This is a genomic window from Paenibacillus barcinonensis (assembly GCF_003217495.1).
GTDB classification, from domain to species: domain Bacteria; phylum Bacillota; class Bacilli; order Paenibacillales; family Paenibacillaceae; genus Paenibacillus; species Paenibacillus barcinonensis.
In genome coordinates, this window is record NZ_QJSW01000009.1 from 1 (window position 1) to 20,187 (window position 20,187).

General features: G+C 47.0%; 23 protein-coding genes, 1 pseudogene and 1 other annotated feature. Of the genes and pseudogenes, 14 read left to right on the plus strand and 10 right to left on the minus strand.

The genetic code is table 11. The features are described from left to right. Nucleotides 1–215: pseudogene (locus tag DFQ00_RS15055) on the plus strand (lipase family protein); the annotation flags it as partial. Nucleotides 216–349: 134 nt separating this feature from the next. Further along, complete coding sequence (locus DFQ00_RS15060) at nt 350–622, plus strand: hypothetical protein (protein ID WP_110897316.1); 273 nt, start codon at nt 350–352, stop codon at nt 620–622. Between the two features lie 108 nt (nt 623–730). Here DFQ00_RS15060 and DFQ00_RS15065 read toward each other — a convergent pair whose 3' ends face one another. After that, nucleotides 731–1,051, minus strand: coding sequence for a winged helix-turn-helix transcriptional regulator (locus DFQ00_RS15065; RefSeq protein WP_110897317.1), 321 nt, complete (start codon nt 1,049–1,051; stop codon nt 731–733). A 438-nt stretch (nt 1,052–1,489) separates the two neighbouring features. On the opposite strand from DFQ00_RS15065, the gene zwf reads away from it, so the two are divergent. The 3 genes from zwf (at nt 1,490) to yunB (ending at nt 5,474) form a co-directional block, all read left to right on the plus strand. Further along, a complete protein-coding gene (gene zwf, locus DFQ00_RS15070) occupies nt 1,490–2,944 on the plus strand; it encodes a glucose-6-phosphate dehydrogenase (protein WP_110897318.1) in 1,455 nt (484 codons plus the stop codon). 379 nt (nt 2,945–3,323) lie between these two features. Further along, the gene (gene gnd / locus DFQ00_RS15075) at nt 3,324–4,217 is read left to right on the plus strand and encodes a phosphogluconate dehydrogenase (NAD(+)-dependent, decarboxylating) (RefSeq protein WP_110897319.1); all 894 of its coding nucleotides are present in this window, start codon (nt 3,324–3,326) and stop codon (nt 4,215–4,217) included. Between the two features lie 318 nt (nt 4,218–4,535). Continuing rightward, a complete protein-coding gene (gene yunB, locus DFQ00_RS15080; protein ID WP_110897320.1) occupies nt 4,536–5,474 on the plus strand; it encodes a sporulation protein YunB in 939 nt (312 codons plus the stop codon). Nucleotides 5,475–5,644: 170 nt separating this feature from the next. Here yunB and DFQ00_RS15085 read toward each other — a convergent pair whose 3' ends face one another. Next, nucleotides 5,645–6,676, minus strand: coding sequence for a M23 family metallopeptidase (locus tag DFQ00_RS15085; protein WP_110897466.1), 1,032 nt, complete (start codon nt 6,674–6,676; stop codon nt 5,645–5,647). A 243-nt stretch (nt 6,677–6,919) separates the two neighbouring features. Here DFQ00_RS15085 and lipA point away from each other — a divergent pair, with 243 nt between their 5' ends. Next, complete coding sequence (lipA, locus tag DFQ00_RS15090; RefSeq protein WP_110897321.1) at nt 6,920–7,819, plus strand: lipoyl synthase; 900 nt, start codon at nt 6,920–6,922, stop codon at nt 7,817–7,819. A gap of 14 nt (nt 7,820–7,833) precedes the next feature. Continuing rightward, nucleotides 7,834–8,238 carry a YutD family protein gene (locus DFQ00_RS15095; RefSeq protein ID WP_244213856.1) on the plus strand — a complete coding sequence of 135 codons (405 nt, stop codon included), beginning with the start codon at nt 7,834–7,836 and terminating at the stop codon, nt 8,236–8,238. A 73-nt stretch (nt 8,239–8,311) separates the two neighbouring features. Here DFQ00_RS15095 and DFQ00_RS15100 read toward each other — a convergent pair whose 3' ends face one another. Together DFQ00_RS15100 and ylbJ are read right to left on the minus strand one after the other, a co-directional pair. Beyond that, on the minus strand, nt 8,312–9,115 hold the full coding sequence (locus tag DFQ00_RS15100; protein ID WP_110897322.1) for an NAD kinase: 804 nt from the start codon (nt 9,113–9,115) through the stop codon (nt 8,312–8,314). A gap of 102 nt (nt 9,116–9,217) precedes the next feature. Next, a complete protein-coding gene (ylbJ, locus tag DFQ00_RS15105) occupies nt 9,218–10,456 on the minus strand; it encodes a sporulation integral membrane protein YlbJ (protein ID WP_110897323.1) in 1,239 nt (412 codons plus the stop codon). A gap of 15 nt (nt 10,457–10,471) precedes the next feature. Here ylbJ and DFQ00_RS30165 point away from each other — a divergent pair, with 15 nt between their 5' ends. From DFQ00_RS30165 to DFQ00_RS15115, 3 genes are all read left to right on the plus strand, one after another. Continuing rightward, nucleotides 10,472–10,606: a hypothetical protein gene (locus DFQ00_RS30165; RefSeq protein WP_279630415.1), complete on the plus strand. Its 135-nt coding sequence runs from the start codon at nt 10,472–10,474 to the stop codon at nt 10,604–10,606. A 327-nt stretch (nt 10,607–10,933) separates the two neighbouring features. Next, on the plus strand, nt 10,934–11,311 hold the full coding sequence (locus tag DFQ00_RS15110) for a globin domain-containing protein (protein ID WP_110897324.1): 378 nt from the start codon (nt 10,934–10,936) through the stop codon (nt 11,309–11,311). Nucleotides 11,312–11,352: 41 nt separating this feature from the next. Continuing rightward, complete coding sequence (locus DFQ00_RS15115) at nt 11,353–12,084, plus strand: DUF2225 domain-containing protein (protein ID WP_110897468.1); 732 nt, start codon at nt 11,353–11,355, stop codon at nt 12,082–12,084. 17 nt (nt 12,085–12,101) lie between these two features. Here DFQ00_RS15115 and DFQ00_RS15120 read toward each other — a convergent pair whose 3' ends face one another. Both DFQ00_RS15120 and DFQ00_RS15125 read right to left on the minus strand, forming a co-directional pair. Next, a complete protein-coding gene (locus DFQ00_RS15120; protein ID WP_110897325.1) occupies nt 12,102–12,332 on the minus strand; it encodes a hypothetical protein in 231 nt (76 codons plus the stop codon). Further along, nucleotides 12,329–12,499 (minus strand): YycC family protein, encoded by a 171-nt coding sequence (locus tag DFQ00_RS15125; RefSeq protein WP_110897326.1) that lies wholly within the window; start codon nt 12,497–12,499, stop codon nt 12,329–12,331. The genes DFQ00_RS15120 and DFQ00_RS15125 overlap by 4 nt, the downstream gene beginning before the upstream one ends. 121 nt (nt 12,500–12,620) lie before the next feature. On the opposite strand from DFQ00_RS15125, the gene DFQ00_RS15130 reads away from it, so the two are divergent. Next, nucleotides 12,621–14,420, plus strand: a complete 1,800-nt coding sequence (locus DFQ00_RS15130; protein ID WP_110897327.1) for a M3 family oligoendopeptidase — start codon at nt 12,621–12,623, stop codon at nt 14,418–14,420. Nucleotides 14,421–14,709: 289 nt separating this feature from the next. Further along, nucleotides 14,710–15,117: an O-methyltransferase gene (locus tag DFQ00_RS15135; protein ID WP_174812162.1), complete on the plus strand. Its 408-nt coding sequence runs from the start codon at nt 14,710–14,712 to the stop codon at nt 15,115–15,117. A 79-nt stretch (nt 15,118–15,196) separates the two neighbouring features. Here the strand turns inward: DFQ00_RS15135 and DFQ00_RS15140 are convergent, their stop codons facing one another. Next, nucleotides 15,197–15,430 carry an alpha/beta-type small acid-soluble spore protein gene (locus DFQ00_RS15140; RefSeq protein ID WP_076211017.1) on the minus strand — a complete coding sequence of 78 codons (234 nt, stop codon included), beginning with the start codon at nt 15,428–15,430 and terminating at the stop codon, nt 15,197–15,199. A 208-nt stretch (nt 15,431–15,638) separates the two neighbouring features. Continuing rightward, complete coding sequence (locus DFQ00_RS15145) at nt 15,639–16,616, minus strand: aldose 1-epimerase (RefSeq protein WP_110897329.1); 978 nt, start codon at nt 16,614–16,616, stop codon at nt 15,639–15,641. A gap of 254 nt (nt 16,617–16,870) precedes the next feature. Beyond that, nucleotides 16,871–17,132 (plus strand) — a binding site (T-box leader). A gap of 101 nt (nt 17,133–17,233) precedes the next feature. Here DFQ00_RS15145 and trpS point away from each other — a divergent pair. After that, nucleotides 17,234–18,226 carry a tryptophan--tRNA ligase gene (gene trpS / locus DFQ00_RS15150; protein WP_110897469.1) on the plus strand — a complete coding sequence of 331 codons (993 nt, stop codon included), beginning with the start codon at nt 17,234–17,236 and terminating at the stop codon, nt 18,224–18,226. A 154-nt stretch (nt 18,227–18,380) separates the two neighbouring features. Here trpS and DFQ00_RS15155 read toward each other — a convergent pair whose 3' ends face one another. Next, nucleotides 18,381–18,578, minus strand: coding sequence for a hypothetical protein (locus DFQ00_RS15155; protein WP_110897330.1), 198 nt, complete (start codon nt 18,576–18,578; stop codon nt 18,381–18,383). Between the two features lie 119 nt (nt 18,579–18,697). Here DFQ00_RS15155 and DFQ00_RS15160 point away from each other — a divergent pair, with 119 nt between their 5' ends. Continuing rightward, nucleotides 18,698–18,913 (plus strand): alpha/beta-type small acid-soluble spore protein, encoded by a 216-nt coding sequence (locus tag DFQ00_RS15160; RefSeq protein WP_090919614.1) that lies wholly within the window; start codon nt 18,698–18,700, stop codon nt 18,911–18,913. A gap of 101 nt (nt 18,914–19,014) precedes the next feature. Here the strand turns inward: DFQ00_RS15160 and DFQ00_RS15165 are convergent, their stop codons facing one another. After that, nucleotides 19,015–19,995 (minus strand): metal-dependent hydrolase, encoded by a 981-nt coding sequence (locus tag DFQ00_RS15165; RefSeq protein WP_110897331.1) that lies wholly within the window; start codon nt 19,993–19,995, stop codon nt 19,015–19,017. Between the last annotated feature and the right edge of the window lie 192 nt (nt 19,996–20,187).

A 20,187-nucleotide genomic window follows, 5' to 3' on the forward strand; every position in this document is an offset into this window, starting at 1 on the left:
AGCAGGCGCAAGACATGAGTCGAACGTTTGAACGGATCCAACGTAACTTTTTCGAATATACGGAAAGCAGTCATAGCAAGCGTCTAGTGCCGATCATATGGGATCTGCAGATGAGCATTAAGCAGCTGGATGAATGGCATCTGGAGCATACCTCGGATCTTGTGGATTACATTCAGAATAAAGCCGATCTGTTTGTGAAGGCGGATGGGGGATAGAAGTAGAAATTCAGGGGATCAGTCTGCTGATGGCGATTCGACTAAGGCTAAATGGATTGCGTATGAACTTTACATAAGAAGCAGCTGATAGGTTTTAGAAAAATTATAGAAGACTAAAGAAAGGAAACATGAGAATGAGCAACAACATAACGATGGATTTGGATCAATTATTGCAAGCCGAACGTGAATTGGATCTTATCCTTAGTGAACTGAAGGAGAATGAACGTGAAGCTCGAAAGCTGTACGAAAAGTTAAATGCTTGGAAGGGGCAGTCAGCAACAAAATTACGGATTAAAGTAGAGGTATTCTTCTATCAGTTAGACACACGTACGCAGCAGCTTCTGAAACAGAAGCAGGAAATGTTAGAGGCAATCCAGAGAATAAAAGATGCAGATGGTAGTTATTAAATAAAGGTTTTTTCAATTAGAGTGCAGCATGTAAAAGCATCTGAAAAAAATCCCATGTTCATGATCATGTCTTGACATGGAACGAACATTTGGGATTTTTATGCTTCTCTACAACCACTTCTCCGCCCAACGCTCCACCGCGCTTAAAGCTCTTCCTAGCTCGGTTCCTTTGCGGGATAGCATATATTCCGTTCGAACGGGACGCTCTGTAATGACATGTCGTACGACGAGCCCTTCTTCCTCTAATTCCTTCATACGTTCATTTAATACACGTTTGCTCAAATCAGGAATATAAGCATGAATTTCACTGAAGCGTTTGGGCTCCTCCATCAACGCATGGATAATCAGGGCTACCCATTTCCGACCAATGATCTGATAAGAGAGTTCCACCTTTTCGCATAATTGCTTGGCATTCTTATCATCGTTCATAACAGTTACTCCTTTAATTTAGTATGGCTTGTAATATCATTAGTATACTTATTGTAACCTCATTGTCTACACGTTATATGTATAAAATATCACATTCCAATTGTTATTAAACTTACCACATAAAGCGTTAACATTCAATAAAAATGTCTGTAACCCTTGGTACAACTGGAGTTCACATCTTAGACAAGAATGTTGACGAATTGTGACGACAGGTGTAATATGGGTAACGTTAATTATTAGTGGTTACAATTTATAACCTAAGTCGAAGGTGATTCAGGTTGTGGAGAGAAGGAATGTTCCCATGGTTGGATTCAGGTCATGTGGATAAACGGAGGCAAGGCGGGCGGTGTGCCCACTTATTCCGTCTTTTGTCATGCTTGGATTTGAACATTTTGCAACATCATATACTATACTGCACAGATCATAGGAGGCACTCCAATGGACGCAATGACATTTGTCCTGTTCGGGGCAACAGGCGATTTAGCCAAACGCAAAATTTACCCTGCATTATACAATCTGTACGTAGATCAAAAAATGCCTAAGGCATTCTCCGTGATTGGTTTGGGACGTCGCGAGCTGTCGGATGCAGACTTTCAGGCCAATGTGGAAAAGTCTCTGCATGAATTCTCCCGTCAGAAGCCAGAGGAAGCTTCACAAATACGTGATTTCATTGGTGCTTTTCGTTATTGCTCACTTAACAACACGAAACTTGAAGATTATACACGACTCCTTCAATTGGTAGAGCAACGGGAGCAAGAGCTTGATATTCCTGCAAATCGCATGTTCTACATGTCGGTTGCACCTGAGTTTTTTGAGCCCATCGCATTAAACATCCAGGAGAGTGGCTTGGGTAATACGAAGGGCTGGAAAAAGCTTATCATCGAGAAGCCGTTTGGACATGACCTGCAATCTGCTCGTGAACTGAATGAGAAGCTGAGCAATACGTTTGCGGAAGAAGAGATTTATCGTATCGACCATTTCCTTGGCAAACCGATGGTGCAAAATATTGAAACATTGACGTATGCCAATCCGGTGATTCAGGCTCTATGGTCTAACCGCTACATTGCCAATGTGCAGATTACAGCGAGTGAAACTGTAGGTGTTGAGGAACGTGCAGCATATTATGACCAAAGCGGTGCGCTTCGCGACATGTTCCAGAACCATATGCTTCAACTGCTGATGATGATTGCCCTTCATCTGCCTAAACGCTGTACACCACAGGAAATTCAATATAAAAAGAAAAAAATTGCTGAAGCGCTGCGGCCACTAACCAAAGAGAATGTAGCCTCTGAAGTTGTTCGCGCTCAGTATGGTGCAGGAGAGCTTCAAGGCTCCTCCGTAGTTGGTTATCTGGACGAGCCAGGCATTCCCGCAGGATCGCAGAATGAGACATATGTGGCTGCAAGATTGTGGCTGGATGACCCGTTCTGGAGTGAGGTTCCATTCTACATTCGTACAGGCAAACGCATGGCTGAGAAATCAACTCGTATCGTCATCGAATTTAAGTCGCCGCTCAAAACAGGCCATGAGTCCGAAAATACAATGGCTCCGAACCTGTTGACACTTGAGATTGGTCCGGGCGAGAGCATGTCTCTTCAATTAAATGCGAAGAATCCGCTCAACCAGGGTGAGGTGGAGCCGATGCATATGACCTTTAAATCAGGAGAGCGCAACGTTCCAGAAGCGTATGAGAACCTGATCTTTGATGCAATGCGTGGTGACGCAACGTTCTTTGCACACTGGAATGAAGTGGAACTGGCCTGGCAGTGGGTACAACCGATTCAGGAAGCTTTTGCAGCGGGTGCAATCCCCCTTGACACATACAATGCAGGATCAGGTGGACCAGAGTCCGCTGACCGCCTGACTGCGGAGAATGGCTTCCGCTGGTGGTAAGCCGAGCTTATTACAAGCGACAAGTTATACAATAAGCATCTTTTTTTACTAAACATTATACCGTTTCAATTTTGCATAAGCCCTTTCGACTTTCGAAGCCGAAAGGCCGCAAACATTTTCTATATAGATGGTGTTTGTTAAAAATGTTTTCGCATGGTAGCAAGGAGAAGTGTAGGGGACGAAAGCGATTCCGAAGAAGCGAAGCGTGCGCCTTTATCACCGAACTTTCCCCTCGAAATAAGAGCATCAAAAAATTCGGGGATAACAGCGCTCGAAGGAACGATTCGTAACCGGAACGGATTATTTTGCTAGATGGTTATGAACTGGTTTTTAACAATACACTTAACACTAAATATTTGCATAACAGGAGGATTTTATTATGAAACTCGGACTTATCGGACTTGGAAAAATGGGCTTGAACCTGGGCAGAAACCTTATTGATCACAAACATGAAGTGGTTGCCTTTGACCTGAATACAGAAGCGGTTAAAGAAATGAAAGAATATGGCGCCCAAGGCGTGTCCTCATACAAAGAAATGGTTGAATTTCTGGAATCCCCGCGTGTGCTGTGGATCATGGTTCCTCACAACGTTGTGGATGCAGTGCTTGCTGAAATTAGCCCGCTGCTGTCCAAAGGTGATGTCATCATCGAAGCAGGAAACTCTCACTACAAAGAGTCCATCCGTCGTTATGAAGAGCTGAAGCCACAAGGCATTCACTACATGGATGCAGGTACATCCGGCGGTATGGAAGGTGCGCGCAACGGTGCATGTTATATGATTGGTGGGGACCCTGAAGCTTGGGCGATTGTTGAACCAGCATTCAAAGATACTGCCGTGGAGAACGGTTATCTGTATGCGGGTAAAGCGGGCAGCGGTCACTTCCTCAAAATGGTGCACAACGGTATCGAGTATGGCATGATGGCCTCCATCGGTGAAGGCTTCGACGTACTGGAGAAAAGCGGCTTTGACTTCGACTTTGAACAGGTAGCCCGTGTATGGAACAACGGTTCCGTAATCCGTTCCTGGCTGATGGAATTGACAGAGCGTGCCTTCTCCAAGGATGCTAACCTGGACGAAATCAAAGGGGTAATGCACTCCTCCGGCGAAGGCCGTTGGACGGTAGAAACGGCGTTTGACCTGCAAACGGCGACACCGGTTATTGCCCTGTCCCTGCTGATGCGTTATCGTTCCCTCGAAACCGATACGTTCACAGGTAAAGTCGTTGCGGCTCTGCGTAACGAATTCGGTGGACATGCGGTGGAGAAGAACTAATTCATTCCAAGTTCAGCTATTGTAAAAAGTAAACCTTTCGCCTGTGCAGATGGGATCTGCTGCGGGCGGAAGGTTTTTTTGTGTTGCCTAATCCTGATTCGTACATCCTGTGGATTACACAATCAGGATAAGCCCCACACGCTTGGCAAGCTGCATTGTGCAACCTAAGGTAACCTCGCTGTGTTCGGTTACCTTGTACAGCACCTTCAGCAACGCCAAGCGGAACCATCGCAGGACGCTGTCCTTCTTTTTCAGGACAACGCTGCATAAGCATTACATATAAGCCTATGGCTTATCCCGCAGGGGAGGGACGCTTCGATGATGCGAAAGAGATGGCGAAGCCGAAGAAGGCGGCCGAAGCCGCCCAGCGGCAGGCGCAAGATGTGGTTCATTGTTTTGCTCGTAGCAGCGTTATGCCTGATGCAGGGATTTGCATATGTGGACAAAAAAATGAAACCTCCCATTATGCACCTCGCTAAAATTCGGGTGAAGCAGATTGCAACAGAGGCCATTAACAAAGCGATTACAGCTCAGGTCGCTGAAGGCAAGACAACAGAAGGGCTGATTGACTGGAAGACGAATAACGAGGGTAAAGTATCGGGGTTCATGCTGAACTACAACGAGCATATGCGAATAACTGCAAGCACGATGAATGTGGTCCAGTCTACGCTTCAGAATGTGCATATGTTAAAGGAAAAGATTCCGTTAGGTCAGGCTTTGGGCAGTCCCATGCTGGCTTCATTTGGCCCGAGTATTCCCGTTCGAATTGAACCACAGGGTGCAGTGAAGGTGGATCTGAATACTCGCCAGCAAAATGCTGGCATTAACATGATTCTGGTGGAGGTATATATTCACATCATTGCTGAAGTTGCTGTGGTGGTACCTTTTGACATGGAACCAGAGACAGTTGATACAGAAATACCTATTTCATATCTGCTCGTGGTTGGTGACGTGCCGATGTATTATTATGATAATCAGGGCAAGCCGGTTGGTAGTAACGGCAGCAACGCTCCGGCAATCGCGCTCCCGTCAGGTCAATCAGGGGTATCCAGCGGTGGCAGTGGTCATACGGGAACGGAGAATGGTACAGGTTCAAATGGTGGGAACAGCGCCGGTGGAACATCTCTACCACTTCAGGTTCAGCCTCAGGCCCCGCAGCAAGTCCCAGGCAGCGATACGCAGTCGAACGGGCTGGAGCTTGAACTGGACCCGCCTGATCTGAACGGCAATTCCTCTGGTCAGAGCGGGCATCCATAAGTGAACGTCGATAAGCAAATAAAACAAAAGAGCATAAGAGCAAAAAGAGCCAATAATGCAAAGAAGGCCTCGCGCATCATGCGAAGGCCCTTTTTGCATCCGGTTTTCGTACCTGGAAATCTGATTGTGTACAGAGAAATCTGTTGGCGTATCGTTGCGTTCGGAGAAATCTATTTGCTTTTTTTATTTTTGTGACGGCGTTCATCCTGCTCCCAGTGTTTGAGCAACGGGTAGGGATCGAAGGACCATTCATGCAGGCCGCTATCCCGGTAAATGCCATAATGCAGATGCGGAGGGAATTTGCCTTGCGTTCCCGGCTTGCCATAGCCAGAGCTGCCTACCCAGCCCACGACCTGACCGGGAGTAACGATATCACCGATTTTAACCGCTTTATCGAAGCCGGACAGGTGAGCATAATAGTGATAATGATTATTTAGATCGCGAATGCCTATGCGCCATCCTCCAAACGGGTTCCAGCCTTTAATTTCCACCATACCGTAACAGGTGCTGCGCACAGGCAGACCATGTGGGGCAAAGATATCTGTTCCTTCATGTATACGGTATCCGCCCCAGCTACGCTTTGTTCCCCAGGTGCTGCGATACGAATAGTTGGTGCCCAGAGGAACGGGAAAGGCGTGTCCGAATAAATCAAGCTTGTCAAAATGCTCATACATCTTCGCAAATTGCTGTATTCGTTGAACTGCTCTGGAATTATGGTAATATTCCCACAAACCAATGGCGAAATCCTCCTGCTTGTTGCCGTACTGTTGTACGATCGAGGCCATGCTGTATAACACATCCAGATCATTGTTGGGGTCCGCTACCCCGTCTCCAGATCCATCCCGCCCGTTGCCGTTGAAAAAAAGAATCGAGCTCGGATGTCGGTCCGCTTCATCCGGGTTCAGCCATCCTCTCCATGCTGGAGCAGTCATGAAAATGCCGGTTAACCGCTCAGGATGCTTGCGATCCTTCGGATGTGCGCGTGTAATGGTACGCTCATATTGATCAATAGCGGCTAATCTGTACCATGGAATCTGGGTCATCTGCCCAATACTTTCATACAGATGACGCCTTGCAGCGAAGATGTCAGCAGGTTTCGGCTCGGATGCCTGTGCGGGCAGAGCCTCTGAATGGACAGATTCACCGTAAACATCAGCAGGCAGGAATGGGAGAAGCAGTGCGCCTGCGAGTATTGTTTTCATGCAAAAGCCATAGGTGTTATGCAATATCCAGTGCTGTGGCACAGGGAAGCAGCCCCTTTCCGTTAAAATGATGCACATGTGCCCGATAAATCAAGCTATACCCTAGCGTTCTTCAAAAGCCCTGATTTTATCCATGTCAGCTTGAAAGCACAAGATGTGACAAATTGGGGTTTTTCCAAGCCTTTCATGGTATAATATGTTCCGAGCAACAGCCTAACTTCAGGTAGAAAGAAGGTTTATGCATTGGCTAAACGTGTGAAAGAGCCGAAACCGGACTGGATTCGGATTAAATTGACAACCGGAGACAACTATCAGGAAATAAAATCAATGATGCGTTCCAAAACATTGCATACCGTATGTGAGGAAGCACGGTGTCCGAATATTTATGAATGCTGGGCGAATCGAACTGCCACGTTTATGATTTTGGGCGATATTTGTACAAGAGCATGCCGATTCTGTGCGGTGAATACAGGTTTACCTACAGAGCTCGACTTGCAAGAGCCAGAACGTGTGGCTGAAGCAGCGGAGCAGATGAACCTTCAGCATTGTGTTATTACCAGTGTGGCGCGGGATGACTTGAAGGACGGAGGAGCAACGATCTTTGCAGAGACGGTTAAGGCTGTGCGCAGACGTTTGCCGCTGTGCAGTGTGGAGGTGCTGATTCCGGATTTCATGGGAGATCAAGATTCGCTACAGATTGTTATGGATGCCAAGCCGGATATTTTGAACCATAATATTGAAACGGTTGAGCGATTGTCTGATAAAGTACGTGCCAAAGCGAAGTATAAACGCTCACTTGAATTGCTTGCTCGTGCCAAAGAGATGCAGCCTAACATTCCGACGAAATCAAGCATTATGCTGGGTGTTGGTGAGGAATATAACGAAATTTTGGCAACGATGGATGATCTTCGTGCGGTGAACTGTGATATTATGACCATTGGACAGTACTTGCAGCCATCGGAGAAACATCTATTTGTTGAAAAGTATTACCCGCCTGAAGAATTTGCAGCACTGAAACAGGAAGGGTTGAAGCGTGGTTTCAGTCACGTCGAATCCGGTCCGATGGTTCGCAGTTCTTATCATGCGCATGAACAGGTGAAATCAGCGAATCAGCATGCGGAACAGGCGGCAACTCACGCATGATGGAGGAGTCTCGATTGGAACAGGATAAAAACAGGGAAGAACAGCAGCAGGACCAGCATCAAGTGCAAGAGACTGTGCAGGAAACCGTTCAGGAGAAACCTAAAGCGCCTGTTATTGTACAGGTCGGCAGCAAAAATTATGAAATTGTTCAGAACCACAAAGAGGGCTGGAATCCTGAAGTGTTTCGTGACCGGTACAGCGAAGTGCTGGAGCGGTATGATTATATTATTGGCGACTGGGGATATAGCCAACTGAGACTTAAAGGTTTTTATCGTGACAATCATCCTAAAGCAACGAAAGATTCTACCATCTCGTATCTGGTGGATTACATTAACGAATACTGTAACTTTGGTTGTGCATATTTTGTGCTTCAGAAGTGCAAAGAGCAGCCTCAAGCCAAAGCAAAAAGCGGTTCCTGAGAAGGACCGCTTTTTTTGATGCTTTTTAAGTACATATCCGATGCTGATCTTAGCGAAGCATGAACTCGATGTATTAATCCAGGAAAGCTGTCCGCACCCGATTCCAGAACGGATACGGGCGAAACCGGGCGAAGCTGACCTTTTGCTGCGACACTTGGCAACGTACTGAGATCAGATCCTCCACCATCACGTTGACATGATCAATCGTTAGCAACAGACGCTGATCCTTACGTGAGAAAATGTCGCAATGGTGATGCTTCGGCAAAATGACAGGTGAACCTAATGTTCGATACACACGGTTGTTGATTGAGGCAATCTCTGCAATCTGGATCGCTTCAATGGTCGGGTGCACCATGGCGCCACCAAGCGCCTTGTTATAGGCGGTACTGCCTGAAGGTGTGGATACACAGATGCCGTCGCCTCGAAACATCTCAAAGGTTACATCGTTGATATCCACCTGAGCGACGACTGTACCGTCTACGCCTTTTAACGTAAATTCATTCAGTGCGATGTAAGATGCATTTCCTGACTTTTTACGAATCTCCAGCTCCAATAAAGGGTATTGCACAATGCGTGGTTTAAGGAGGTCAGGATCACCTTTACCGCTCATTAACCGAATCAATTCCCTTAATTCTTCCTTCTTCCAGTCGGCATAGAAGCCGAGATGGCCTGTATGAACCCCAACAAAAGCAATGTCCGGAATGCGGTCGATGAAATTGTGAAAAGCTTGCAACATCGTGCCATCGCCTCCGATGGAGATGACAATCTCCGGCGATTCTGCATCCAGCTTGAACCCTTCTTCCTTCGCCAGCGCATGAAACTGCTGACTGAGATCAATTGATAACTGGTCTCCGCGGTCTTGAACATAGTATCTCAAGATGAAAGCTCCTTTGTGGTCATTATACTACCGATGATAATCAATTCCACGCCAGAACACAACGTTCGATTGAACTTCCGGCCAAACTATTTGCACAAAACCCTATTTTTTACCGCGCTTGAGCATTAGCTGTGAGCCAATCCAGGCCAGACATAACATCAGAACAAGTATAGAGCTGAACACACGGATTCCTGTTAAGCCGATCAGCTTCCAATCTGACGAATAAGCTGTGGTCAGAGGCATTAATGCATGATCGAGAAAAGCAGGTGAAGCTGTACTGCCCATCAGAAGCGGCCATAACAGGACAACAAGCAGTGGGGCTATGGCTGCATGAAGCGCTCTTGCCAGCAAGAACGGTGCATATCGCATCGGGGTGCTGCTTAACACGCTCATAATTTGCGCATGTACGGACAGCCCGCCCCAGGAGAGCACAAAGGAAGCGGCAGCGACTTTAAAGACCAGAGGAATCGAGGAGGCTGTAGCACCAGCTTCCTTGGCGCCTAGAGTGACTTCGAACAAACCTCCGACCAGACTATGAGAAAGTGAAGGCGGCAAACCGGCGAGCTGCAGCCCCTGTTCTGTAAGAGAATATAAAACCCCAAGCCATCCGGTCTGAACCAATAATTCCATAATGACGGAAAAGAATACAACAAGCCCGCCTACGATAATAATAAGACGAAGGGAAGAGGCAACAGCCTGTCGCAACAACTCACCAAAAGCTCTGCCATCTGCTTGTCTTGCATTGTGCATCGCGTATATGGCGCGCATGAAGCGGCCGCGATGGCCTCCTTGTGCCACAGGTGCCGCGGAAGAAGCGGGACTGGAGCGACCATGAAAACGCATGAGCACTCCGACAAAAATAGCAGCAGCATAATGAGAGGCCACAAGAATCGGAGCAATGGAAGTATTGTGAAAAAAACCGACCGATACCGCTCCGATCATAAAGATCGGATCAGATGAGGTGGTGAAGGCGACCAGACGCTCGCCCTCCTCTCGTGTAACCAGCTTCTGCTCCCATAGCTGCGCGGTCAGCTTGGCTCCCGTCGGATAACCTGAAGCACAGCTTACTGCAAATACAAAGCCCCCGCTTCCCGGAACACGAAACAGTGGCCGCATGAGTGGATTAAGCAGTGTACCGAGAAAATGCACGATGCCAAAGCCGAGCAGCAGCTCGGACAATACAAGAAAGGGGAACAGGGAGGGAAACAGCACATCCCACCAGATGGATAAGCCTCTGACGCTTGCATGCCAGGTCTCTGCGGGATACAGCGCCATCAGGCTACAAAAAACCAGGAGAGCCAGTGTAATCAGCAAGGGTATGACGCGCTGAGGAGCAGTCATGAATTTTTCTCCTTTATGGTTGAAATGAATGATCTGCAGCCGATCACGGGCTTTTGCCATCAATATATGAAAAAAATCGGACAAACAGTACAAAATATTATTTGGAAAGCGTTTGCAAAAGTGGCTGTGTTTTTAAATGATGTATGCTAAAATAGGTAAAACGCCTGAACGTCACCTAATGGTCAATAAGGTGGAATCAATATGGATGGAGTGATGATCATGAGTCTTGTCGCCGGAGTCCTGGTCTGTGCATTTGTGTATGTTATACGTGCCTCATTGGTACGTACCGAAGAGGAAGATTGGCGAAGTTATTAATGGAATATGTGGTGCGCCAGCCTTAGGGGTGGCGCTTTTTTTGTCTTTTTTTGATAGAATGGAGATGCTGGCTTTAAGGGCCAGGTTTGTTGACCTAATGTTCACCATGTTCATGTGACGTGTATTATATTGCAAAATTCGACAGCAGGAAGGGGGAGAACCATGAATCCCAGTTTAAGTATTTATGATAATCTTGGAGGTGCTCCAGGTGTTCGTGCATTGGTTGAGGCCTTCTATCCGATTGTGTTGCAGAATGAACAGCTCGCACCTCTTTTTCCGGAAGATATTCAGCCGGTAATAGACAAGCAATACATGTTCCTGTCTCAATTTTTTGGAGGACCGGCGTTGTTCTCCGAGGCCTATGGACATCCGATGATGCGTGCGCGTCATATGCATTTCGAAGTAACGGTAGAACGAGCGGAAGCATGGCTTGCATGCATGAATCAAGCGTTAACACAAATCGGTGTAGAGGAGCCCTTGCATACGTTTATTTTGCAGCGTTTATCAGGACCGGCACACCATTTTGTGAACACGCCATAGTTCCAATATACAACAAGCCTTACGGGAGAGGGATGGAACAAGTGGAATTAGAGCCGCTGTATAAGGTGAAGGTGACGTGTCATTATTGCGAGACCGAATTTGAAACCTCACGGGTAAGACCTAGCTTAAAACGGCCTTACCGAACAGATTCTGATTTTTGTGCGTATTACAAACAGGAGAATCCCGATTTTTATGTCGTGCGGATCTGCCCTTCATGTGGATTCGCTTCAACAGAAAATTCAACGGGGAATTTGAATGATATGCAGCGCAAGGCGTTTATGGAGCAGATAGGCAACCGCTGGGTGAAGCGGGATTATAGTGGTGCAAGAAATCTGGAACAGGCACTCGCTACATACAAACTTGGCTTGTTGTGTGCACAAGTAATCCAGGAGAAGGATCGCGTGGTTGCTGGTCTACTGCATCATATCGCCTGGTTATACAGGTACATGGAGGATCATACACAGGAGCATCGTTTTCTTGAATTCAGCCTGGAGGCTTACGTCAAGGTGTTTGAACGTGAGGGTACAGGCGGCAATGAGGCCAAGCTATTGTATTTGCTAGGGGAATTGAATCGCAGAGTTGGACGATTTCATGAGGCGGTTCAATGGTTTGGACGAGTTATTCATGACAAGCGCATTACGGATGCAGCCATGATCCGGGCTTCGAGGGAACAGTGGGCATTGCTACGAGAACAGATGATATCCGGCAAGATGGAGCTGCCTGAAGAAATGCTTGCAGGTGACAAAGAGGCTGCAAAACGCAGCCCCCTTTAATCTGATCTCATATCTAATTAGCGGATAGGCCGACTGGCCAACAGATAATCGTTATCGGTATCAACCACCGTTATGTTGCTGTTGCAGCAAGGGAAAACAAGTAATTTCTTTTTTCCTTCATGGATGCGGATGAGTTCCTTAGGTTTAAGGGGTAAAAGTACATTACTTGCATCACAGAAGGGGCACTGCTGTACATAAATATCCCCCATAATGATATCATATGGCCAGCTGTTCTCGAATGGAATCATTCAGCGTTGCCTTCTTTGTCCGCAGGCTTGGCAGCTTCTTCCTTTGCCAGTTCTGCAATCTTCTGCATGAGAATATGTTGAGGCATATGCATCAGATGCTCCAGAGGCACGCCGAGAGATGCTGCTAGTTTGACGGCAGTTTCAGCCGATACTTGTAAAGGTTTCATACATTGACCTCCTGAAAAAAATGGCTACATTATTTCTCTAGTATAGAGATACGTTGCGTATAAAACCAGTTTTTAATTCAAAGTGTTACATCGAATCTACAGAAAGAGGTGCCTTAATTAGATGAAAATGCCATTACACCCTGTGTGGGATCTGGAGTCCATCTTTAGTGGAGGTTCTTCTTCCGAAGCATTCGCCGCATATCTTAACGATCTGGACAAAGATGTACGAACATTGCAGCAAACCGTCCAGCAGATGTCTGCTCCTGCCACGCTGGAAGACGCCGCTGCTTTTGAACCTGTTCTGAGCTTGCTGCAAAGCTGTTATGTGCGGATATCGGAGGGGTCTGCCTTCGTCTCCTGTCTGTCAGCGCAAAACCAGCAGGATAAAAAAGCGGCCCAGCTTCAGGGCACTGTCAGCTCCATTGCGGCCATGCTGAATAGCAGCAAGTCGATGCTGGACAGTACGTTTAGCGAGACGCCGGATGATGTATGGAATCAATGGCTCGCGCAAGCAGATATGCAGCCGTTATCCTTTGTATTAAACGAAAGCAGAACCCAGGCCAGGGACAAAATGTCGCCTGAGCTGGAGGGGCTGGCCCTTGAGCTTGGGGTGGATGGTTATCATGGCTGGGGAAAGTTTTATAATACCATCGTAAGCAAAGTGAATATTCCGTTTGAGCAGGATGGAGAGACGGTTATGCTGTCTGCCGGACAAGCGGCCAACAAGTTAAGTGATAGTGAGCGTGACGTTCGTGAGCGGGTCTTCAGCTCATGGGAGCAGGCCTGGACCGAGGTTGAAGATTTCTGTGCAGATACACTGAATCATCTTGCCGGGTTCCGCCTGAAGCTTTACGAGAAGCGTGGCTGGCAGGATATTTTGAAGGAGCCGCTGGCGATTAATCGGATGTCACGACAGACGCTGGATGCGATGTGGAACGTGATTAATGGCACCAAGCCTGTGCTTGTGAAGTATCTGGAACGAAAAGCCAAACTGCTCGGTGTTGACAAGCTCAGCTGGAGCGACGTAGATGCTCCGGTAGGGAAGTCTGTGGGGAAAGTAACCTATGACGAGGCAGCGTTGACGATTGTTGAGCAGTTTGCGAGATTTAGTCCGAAGCTATCCAGCTTTGCGAAGATGGCGTTTGAGAAACGCTGGATTGAGGCTGAGGATCGTCCGGGTAAACGTCCGGGAGGCTTTTGTACATCATTGCCGCTGAGTAAAGCGACTCGTATCTTCATGACTTTCTCTGGTACCGCGTCGAATGTATCTACGCTGGCTCATGAGCTTGGCCATGGTTATCATCAGCACATCATGGAAGAGCTGCCTGCTCTGAATCAGCGCTATGCGATGAATGTGGCTGAGACGGCTTCCACATTTGCCGAGATGATTGTCGCCGATGCCTTGGTGCAAACTGCGCGTGATGAGCAGGAGAAGCTGGCGTTGCTGGAGGATAAAATACAACGCAGTGTTGCCTTCTTTATGAATATCCATGCTCGGTTCCTGTTTGAAAATCGTTTCTATGAGCAGCGTAAGAAAGGCTTGGTAAGTGCCGAAGAGCTGAGCAGATTAATGGTGGAGGCCCAGGAAGAGGCCTTCTGTGGCATTCTGGCTTCCGCTCATCCGCATTTCTGGGCATCCAAGCTGCATTTTTATTTGACAGGTGTTCCCTTCTATAATTTCCCTTATACATTCGGATATATGTTTAGTGCGGGAATCTATGCCCGGGCTCAACAGGAAGGCACCGCTTTTGCCGATAAGTATGATGACCTGCTTCGTGATACAGGCCGGATGACAGTAGAGCAGCTGGCTCAGAAACATCTTGGTGCTGATCTGACCCAGGCTGATTTTTGGCAGGCTGCTGCTGATCTGGTCGCGGCAGATATAGAGCAGTTTTTGCAGATGACGGAGAACGTAAAATAACATAACAGCCTTCATAGCATAGTAAAGGATGGGCCGTAATTCAATGTCGAAGAGACATGAATTGCGGCCTTTTTTGGCTGTGAACAATCCTTTCCTGCTTGTTAATTATTTTGTCGTAAATCAAGGAAAAAGCTCATTTTAAGGAATGCAAATGGCAATAAATTGCGCAAAATATAGTAATAATTACCCAAAAATGTTTTATTTTGTTGAGAGTTCGTATATGTTGTCATATAATGAGTCGTAAGTCCTTATTGTATAGGACTAAAAGCATATTAGGAGGAGTGTTATCATGAAAATGGAACAGCTTTCATTAGCAAGACAGTTAGATTTGGTGTTTAAAGAGCTTGATCAGGAGTTGTCAGGACTCGATTCAGGGGAAGTTTTTGTGCAAATACGAAATAATGTTATCGGAAAATTTGGTGTTCGACATAATCCGATAACTGGACGTGATGGGCAGATGGAGATGGAGGAAGGTGGCCTCAATTCCGCCCAACGGGCTTCTTTCCGAGCCATGGCACTGGAAACGCTGAAGTTCAAGCGCAATTGGACTCATGGGGAAATAAGCTATGACTTTACGGTTAGACAGGGCATGATTATGGTAGATGCAACGATGGAGTCGAATTATAATATGGCGAACCTGATGATTCGCTATCCTAGAACGAATACATATCTGGATTCGAATAGGGAATCATCCTAAGCAAAAATAAAGCGGCACTTCCGAAGAAGGCCGCCTTTCCGTTCAAGCACCACTCAGGGCAGAAGCAATAATTTCGAGCTTACGAACGACCCGATAATTGCTGCTCAGCGATTTGTACCAGACGTTTTGTGATATAACCACCCAGAGAACCTGTCTCACGGGAAGTGTAGTTACCGTAGTAACCATCTTGTGGGATTGTTACACCCAGCTCTTGTGCAGCTTCCATTTTCAATTGTTGCAGTGCTGCATTCGCTTGAGGAACAACCAGGTTGTTAGAGCGGCTTCCGCTACCTTGGTTTTGGCTTCCGTACATATGTCTCACCTCCTTATGGGTTGGTGATGTTAGTATGGATCGAGAAAGCGGAAATATACATGATATGGCGTAAGGGAATATATGGATAATCAAATGAGTTCATGTCAACATAAACAGCCGATCCATTGCGGATCGGCTGCTTTTGTACAGGGGTATTCCGATATGAAAATATGAGCGGACAAATGCATCATATTTCATTCAGCATGGTCTAGCTGTTCGTTGAAACAACCTCAATTTGTGAGATCAACTCCACTGGCTGTTCTGGCTCAAGCCGGATCAATCCTGTTACATCATCGGTCATGGGCAGGTTCGGTGCATCCGGCAGCCAAGTGTAGGGTTCAATGCACAAAAATTGATCCGACTCACCCTTGGTATACAGCACCCAATGTTTGAAAAAAGCTTCATCCACTGAATATTTCAGTGTATATCCATCCTTTCTCCGCAAATAGGCAACGGCGGGCTGACCTTCCGCAGCGCGAAGCAGTGTATCCCAGTTCCGGCCCTGCATGCTGATCCCTTCGCCAATAGAAGACCATTCATCATGTAAAGCTTCAATTTTACCTGTCGGTAGCTGTTCTTGATTTTGGGCGTATAACCCGGAAACCGGCAGCTGCAGCGTCCAGTCGGCAGGCTGTCCGTCAAGCAAAAACCATGTATGATATCCCATTCCAAATGGAGCAGGTGTTGTGCTCAGGTTAGTGACACGAAGTCGTTGGGTCAGCACCGCATTTTGCAGGCTGAACGTCATTTCAAGCTTCAACGGGATGGGGAATTGCTTCATCCAGTGCTCTTCATTTTCGGTCAATAATTCCGTTGTGATGGTGCATCCATCTTCCTCTTCCTCAATATCACTGACACACCAGGCCTGGCTGCGATGGAGACCATGAATATGGTTGCCGTGCTCCGTATTCTGATCGAACTGATAACGTACACCTTCATATTCGAATTGTCCCCGGTGGATGCGTCCAGGTGGTATGAGCAGCGGAACCCCGAAATGATATGGCTTCTGCAAATAGAAGGCCAGATCATTTTCGTCCGGACGGCGAACAATATCCCGGTTATTCACCAGATCGCGAATCGAAATGATATTATTTCCTAGACGTGGCAGCAGGGTGATTTCCAATTCACGGCTATGTAGGATATACGTGTCGTAACCATTCCATTGACCTTTGGTCACTTGTTTCATATCGATGCTCCTTTTCCCACTTGAAATCTGTCTGCATCAGTATGTGTTGCCTCACTGCTGCAGGCGTGTCATTGTTGTGTTCATGCCAGTTTGTCGTGTGACATCCTGCAAGCTGCTTCTCAAGACCTGACAGGATGGGCACTACCATCATAACAGATTTTAAACGATCGGGAAAAAAAACGCATCCCCATTTTGACATTCTGGCTTCCGCGCATTAAGATGGAATTCTGAACGTTATTTATGAACTGAATGATGTCAAAGCGATGACAGGGACAAGTAGGCAAGGAATATTCTCTTCAGAAAGCCAGTGGTGGATGCGAACTGGCGTGAACTCTTTGTTGAATGGACCCTTGAGTGTATAGCTGAACGGACACTGCTAGTGTAGGTCGTCCCAGTAGGGTATGCCGTATATTCCACGTTACGGAACAATGAAGGCTTTTCTTTTGGTAGGCTGCTTTGTCAGAATATCGGGAGAACAAGCGAATAAGGGTGGCACCACGGTCTCACGTCCCTTGCGGATGTGGGGCCTTTTTGCGTTCACAATTTGAATTATGGTGGCCTCGGTCTAAGGGGAAGGGATCATTCGTTTAATTTTAAAATCAGGGAGGTTTTTGATGATGAAAACAGTGTTATCAGGAATTCAGCCAAGCGGCAAGCTGACATTGGGGAATTACATCGGCGCAATTAAAAATTTTGTGAAATTACAGCATGATTACAAGTGTCATTTTATGGTTGTGGATATGCATGCCATTACCGTGCCACAGGAGCCGGCAGCGCTTCGGGAGCAATCCGAGGCTGTTGCTGCGTTGTTCCTGGCTGCAGGTATTGATGCCTCCAAATCAAATGTATTTCTGCAATCCCATGTGCCACAGCACGCGGAGCTGGGCTGGTTGATGACTACGCTCACTTCGATGGGTGAGCTGGAACGTATGACACAGTTTAAGGACAAATCCTCTGGTAAAGATTCGGTGGGTGCAGGTTTGTTTGTGTACCCGTCTTTGATGGCTGCAGATATTTTGCTGTATAATGCCGATCTGGTGCCTGTTGGCGAGGATCAGAAGCAGCATCTCGAATTGACTCGTGATCTGGCAGGCCGCTTTAACCATCGTTATGGGGAGTATTTCACGATTCCTGAGCCTTACATTCCACAGGTGGGTGCCCGTGTGATGTCACTGGATGATGCATCCTCGAAAATGAGCAAAAGTAATCCTAACGCTGGCAGTTATATCGCTCTGTTAGACCCGCCGGATGTTATTCGCAAAAAAATTAGCCGTGCCACAACGGATTCAGGGCGTGAAGTGGTCTACGATCCTGCCAATAAGCCGGAAGTCAGCAATCTAATGAGTATCTATGCGGAATGTGCAGGTATGACATTAAATGAGGTTGCAGAGCGTTACGAAGGCAAAATGTATGGTCCGTTTAAAAAGGAGCTGGCGGAGGTTGTGGTATCTGTCATTGAACCGCTTCAGGCCAGATACAACGAAATTCGCGAGTCTGGCGAACTTGTGGAAGTGTTAGAGACATCGGCGCGTCGTGCGGAAGAGGCTGCTGCGAAAACGCTGGATGCGGTGAAAGAGCGTATGGGCTTTGTTCCTAGACGCAAGCTGTAATCGAACGGAGTTAAACTCCAGCCTGAGCAAGGTGAAGGGGTGTCGATGTTCAAGCCTATAAATCGTTTATGCTGTTAAGAAAAAGAGGAGACGGATGTATAATCCGCCTCCTCTTTTTTTGGGCATGTAATAATCGTTACCTAGCCGGGAACGGTTAAGAAGTTGGTTCAGAAGCCGAGCGGGCTTCCTGACGTTCTTTTTTGGCACGAATGATAAATCCCCAAACGATATTAGCCATAGAGAGAATAAACAGTAACGTGGCAAGCCAGCCGTTGTAAGAAATCGTGATGGCTGTAACCGTTAACAAAAGGATTGAAGAAAATGCAAACCATAAGGATAAGCCTTTGCTCATTGGGAAAAACCTCCATGTACAAATTTAATGAATTTTCGTATAACCTGAAGCGTGCGAGCCATAATAATCTTGCAAGCTTGCAATACATTACAGACACAGATTGAAAGGAGATTTTAAATATGGCTCAAGGATCTCGCTCTTCTAACAACTTGGTGGTACCTCAAGCGACAGCAGCACTGCAACAATTGAAAATGGAGGCTGCACAGGAACTGGGTGTAACCATTCCTCAAGACGGATACTATGGTAACTACACTTCCCGTGAAACTGGATCTTTGGGTGGTTACATCACGAAACGTCTGGTACAAATCGCTGAGCAGTCTCTGTCTGGCAAATAACTTATATACCAATGCATCAAAAGCCCGGAGCGGATAACGCCCCGGGCTTTTGCCGCGCAATCGTTCCTATACCTGATTGTGCCCCGCAATCAATGCCTGCGTCAAGGGCGAGCGGATAAAAGTTTTTTATCCATCTTTTCATCACTTAGCCAGCCTACATACGTATCAATGGTTTCAAAATTGCGATCCATGACCACAACCGCGACAAAAGGATACTGTTTTCGGTGTCGATACCGAACATCTGCCCAGCGGACCTTGTACCCTGCGGGAAGCTCCTCAACCTCTGCCACCGCGTAGGAGGTGAAATAGAGAAATGCACTTACCTCCGGTAGTTTACGTGAAGCAGCTACGGCGGCATGCGTGGATGAGGTGGCATGCAGGCTCCAGGTTAGCTCGTTTCCATCTATTTTGCCAAGCTCATAACTACCGTCCTTGTTCGTTTTTACAACATGCCAGCGGCTCCAGGAGATGGTGGGAATGACGATGTACTTGGCAATCTCCGGGCTGTTATCCATCTGTTTCACCTTTCGGACCACCAATACACGAGCGATCGTACGCCAGATATAATATACTCCGATCAGAATATACAGCGCGGTGAAGAGTGGAGCAGGCTGTACCAGATCAAAGGCCCATAGCAGAATAGCAATAACATGAGTGGTGAACAGAAACGGGTCAAAAATATGAATAACGTTCCAGGCAATCCAGCGTTCAGTAAAAGGGCGCGCGGCCTGGGTTCCGTACGTATTAAACAAGTCAGTAAATACATGCACGCCTACAGCGACAGCAGTCCAGAGCACGACGTGTGCAAGTGGAATTCCCGAAAAGATTAATCCGATTACACCTGTAATCATAAGCACCCAGAGCATTAGAAATGGCAGTGAGTGGGACATCCCCCGATGATTCCGAATGTAGAGCGAATTGCTTTTGAAGCGCAGAGCAGTATCAATATCCGGGGCCTGGGAGCCGGCAATGGTGCCAACCATGACCGCTGCAGCAAGCATCGGATCGGCTGCAACGACAGGATCAATGTAGGCGAGCCCAGCCAGGCCAATGCCCATGACAAAATGTGTAGAGGTATCCATAAACGTCTCCTTTATGAGGTGTATCGTGTTCCAGCATCATACTTCTCTATCTAGGTGATACCCATATCTAGTGTATATTATCCGCCTGTATAGATGCAAAACCTGAATAACTTTGGAAGGAACCTGTCTGTTTTCCAACAAATGTACGAACATTGTCAAACTATTCCGCGGATACCTGTGATAAAATTTATA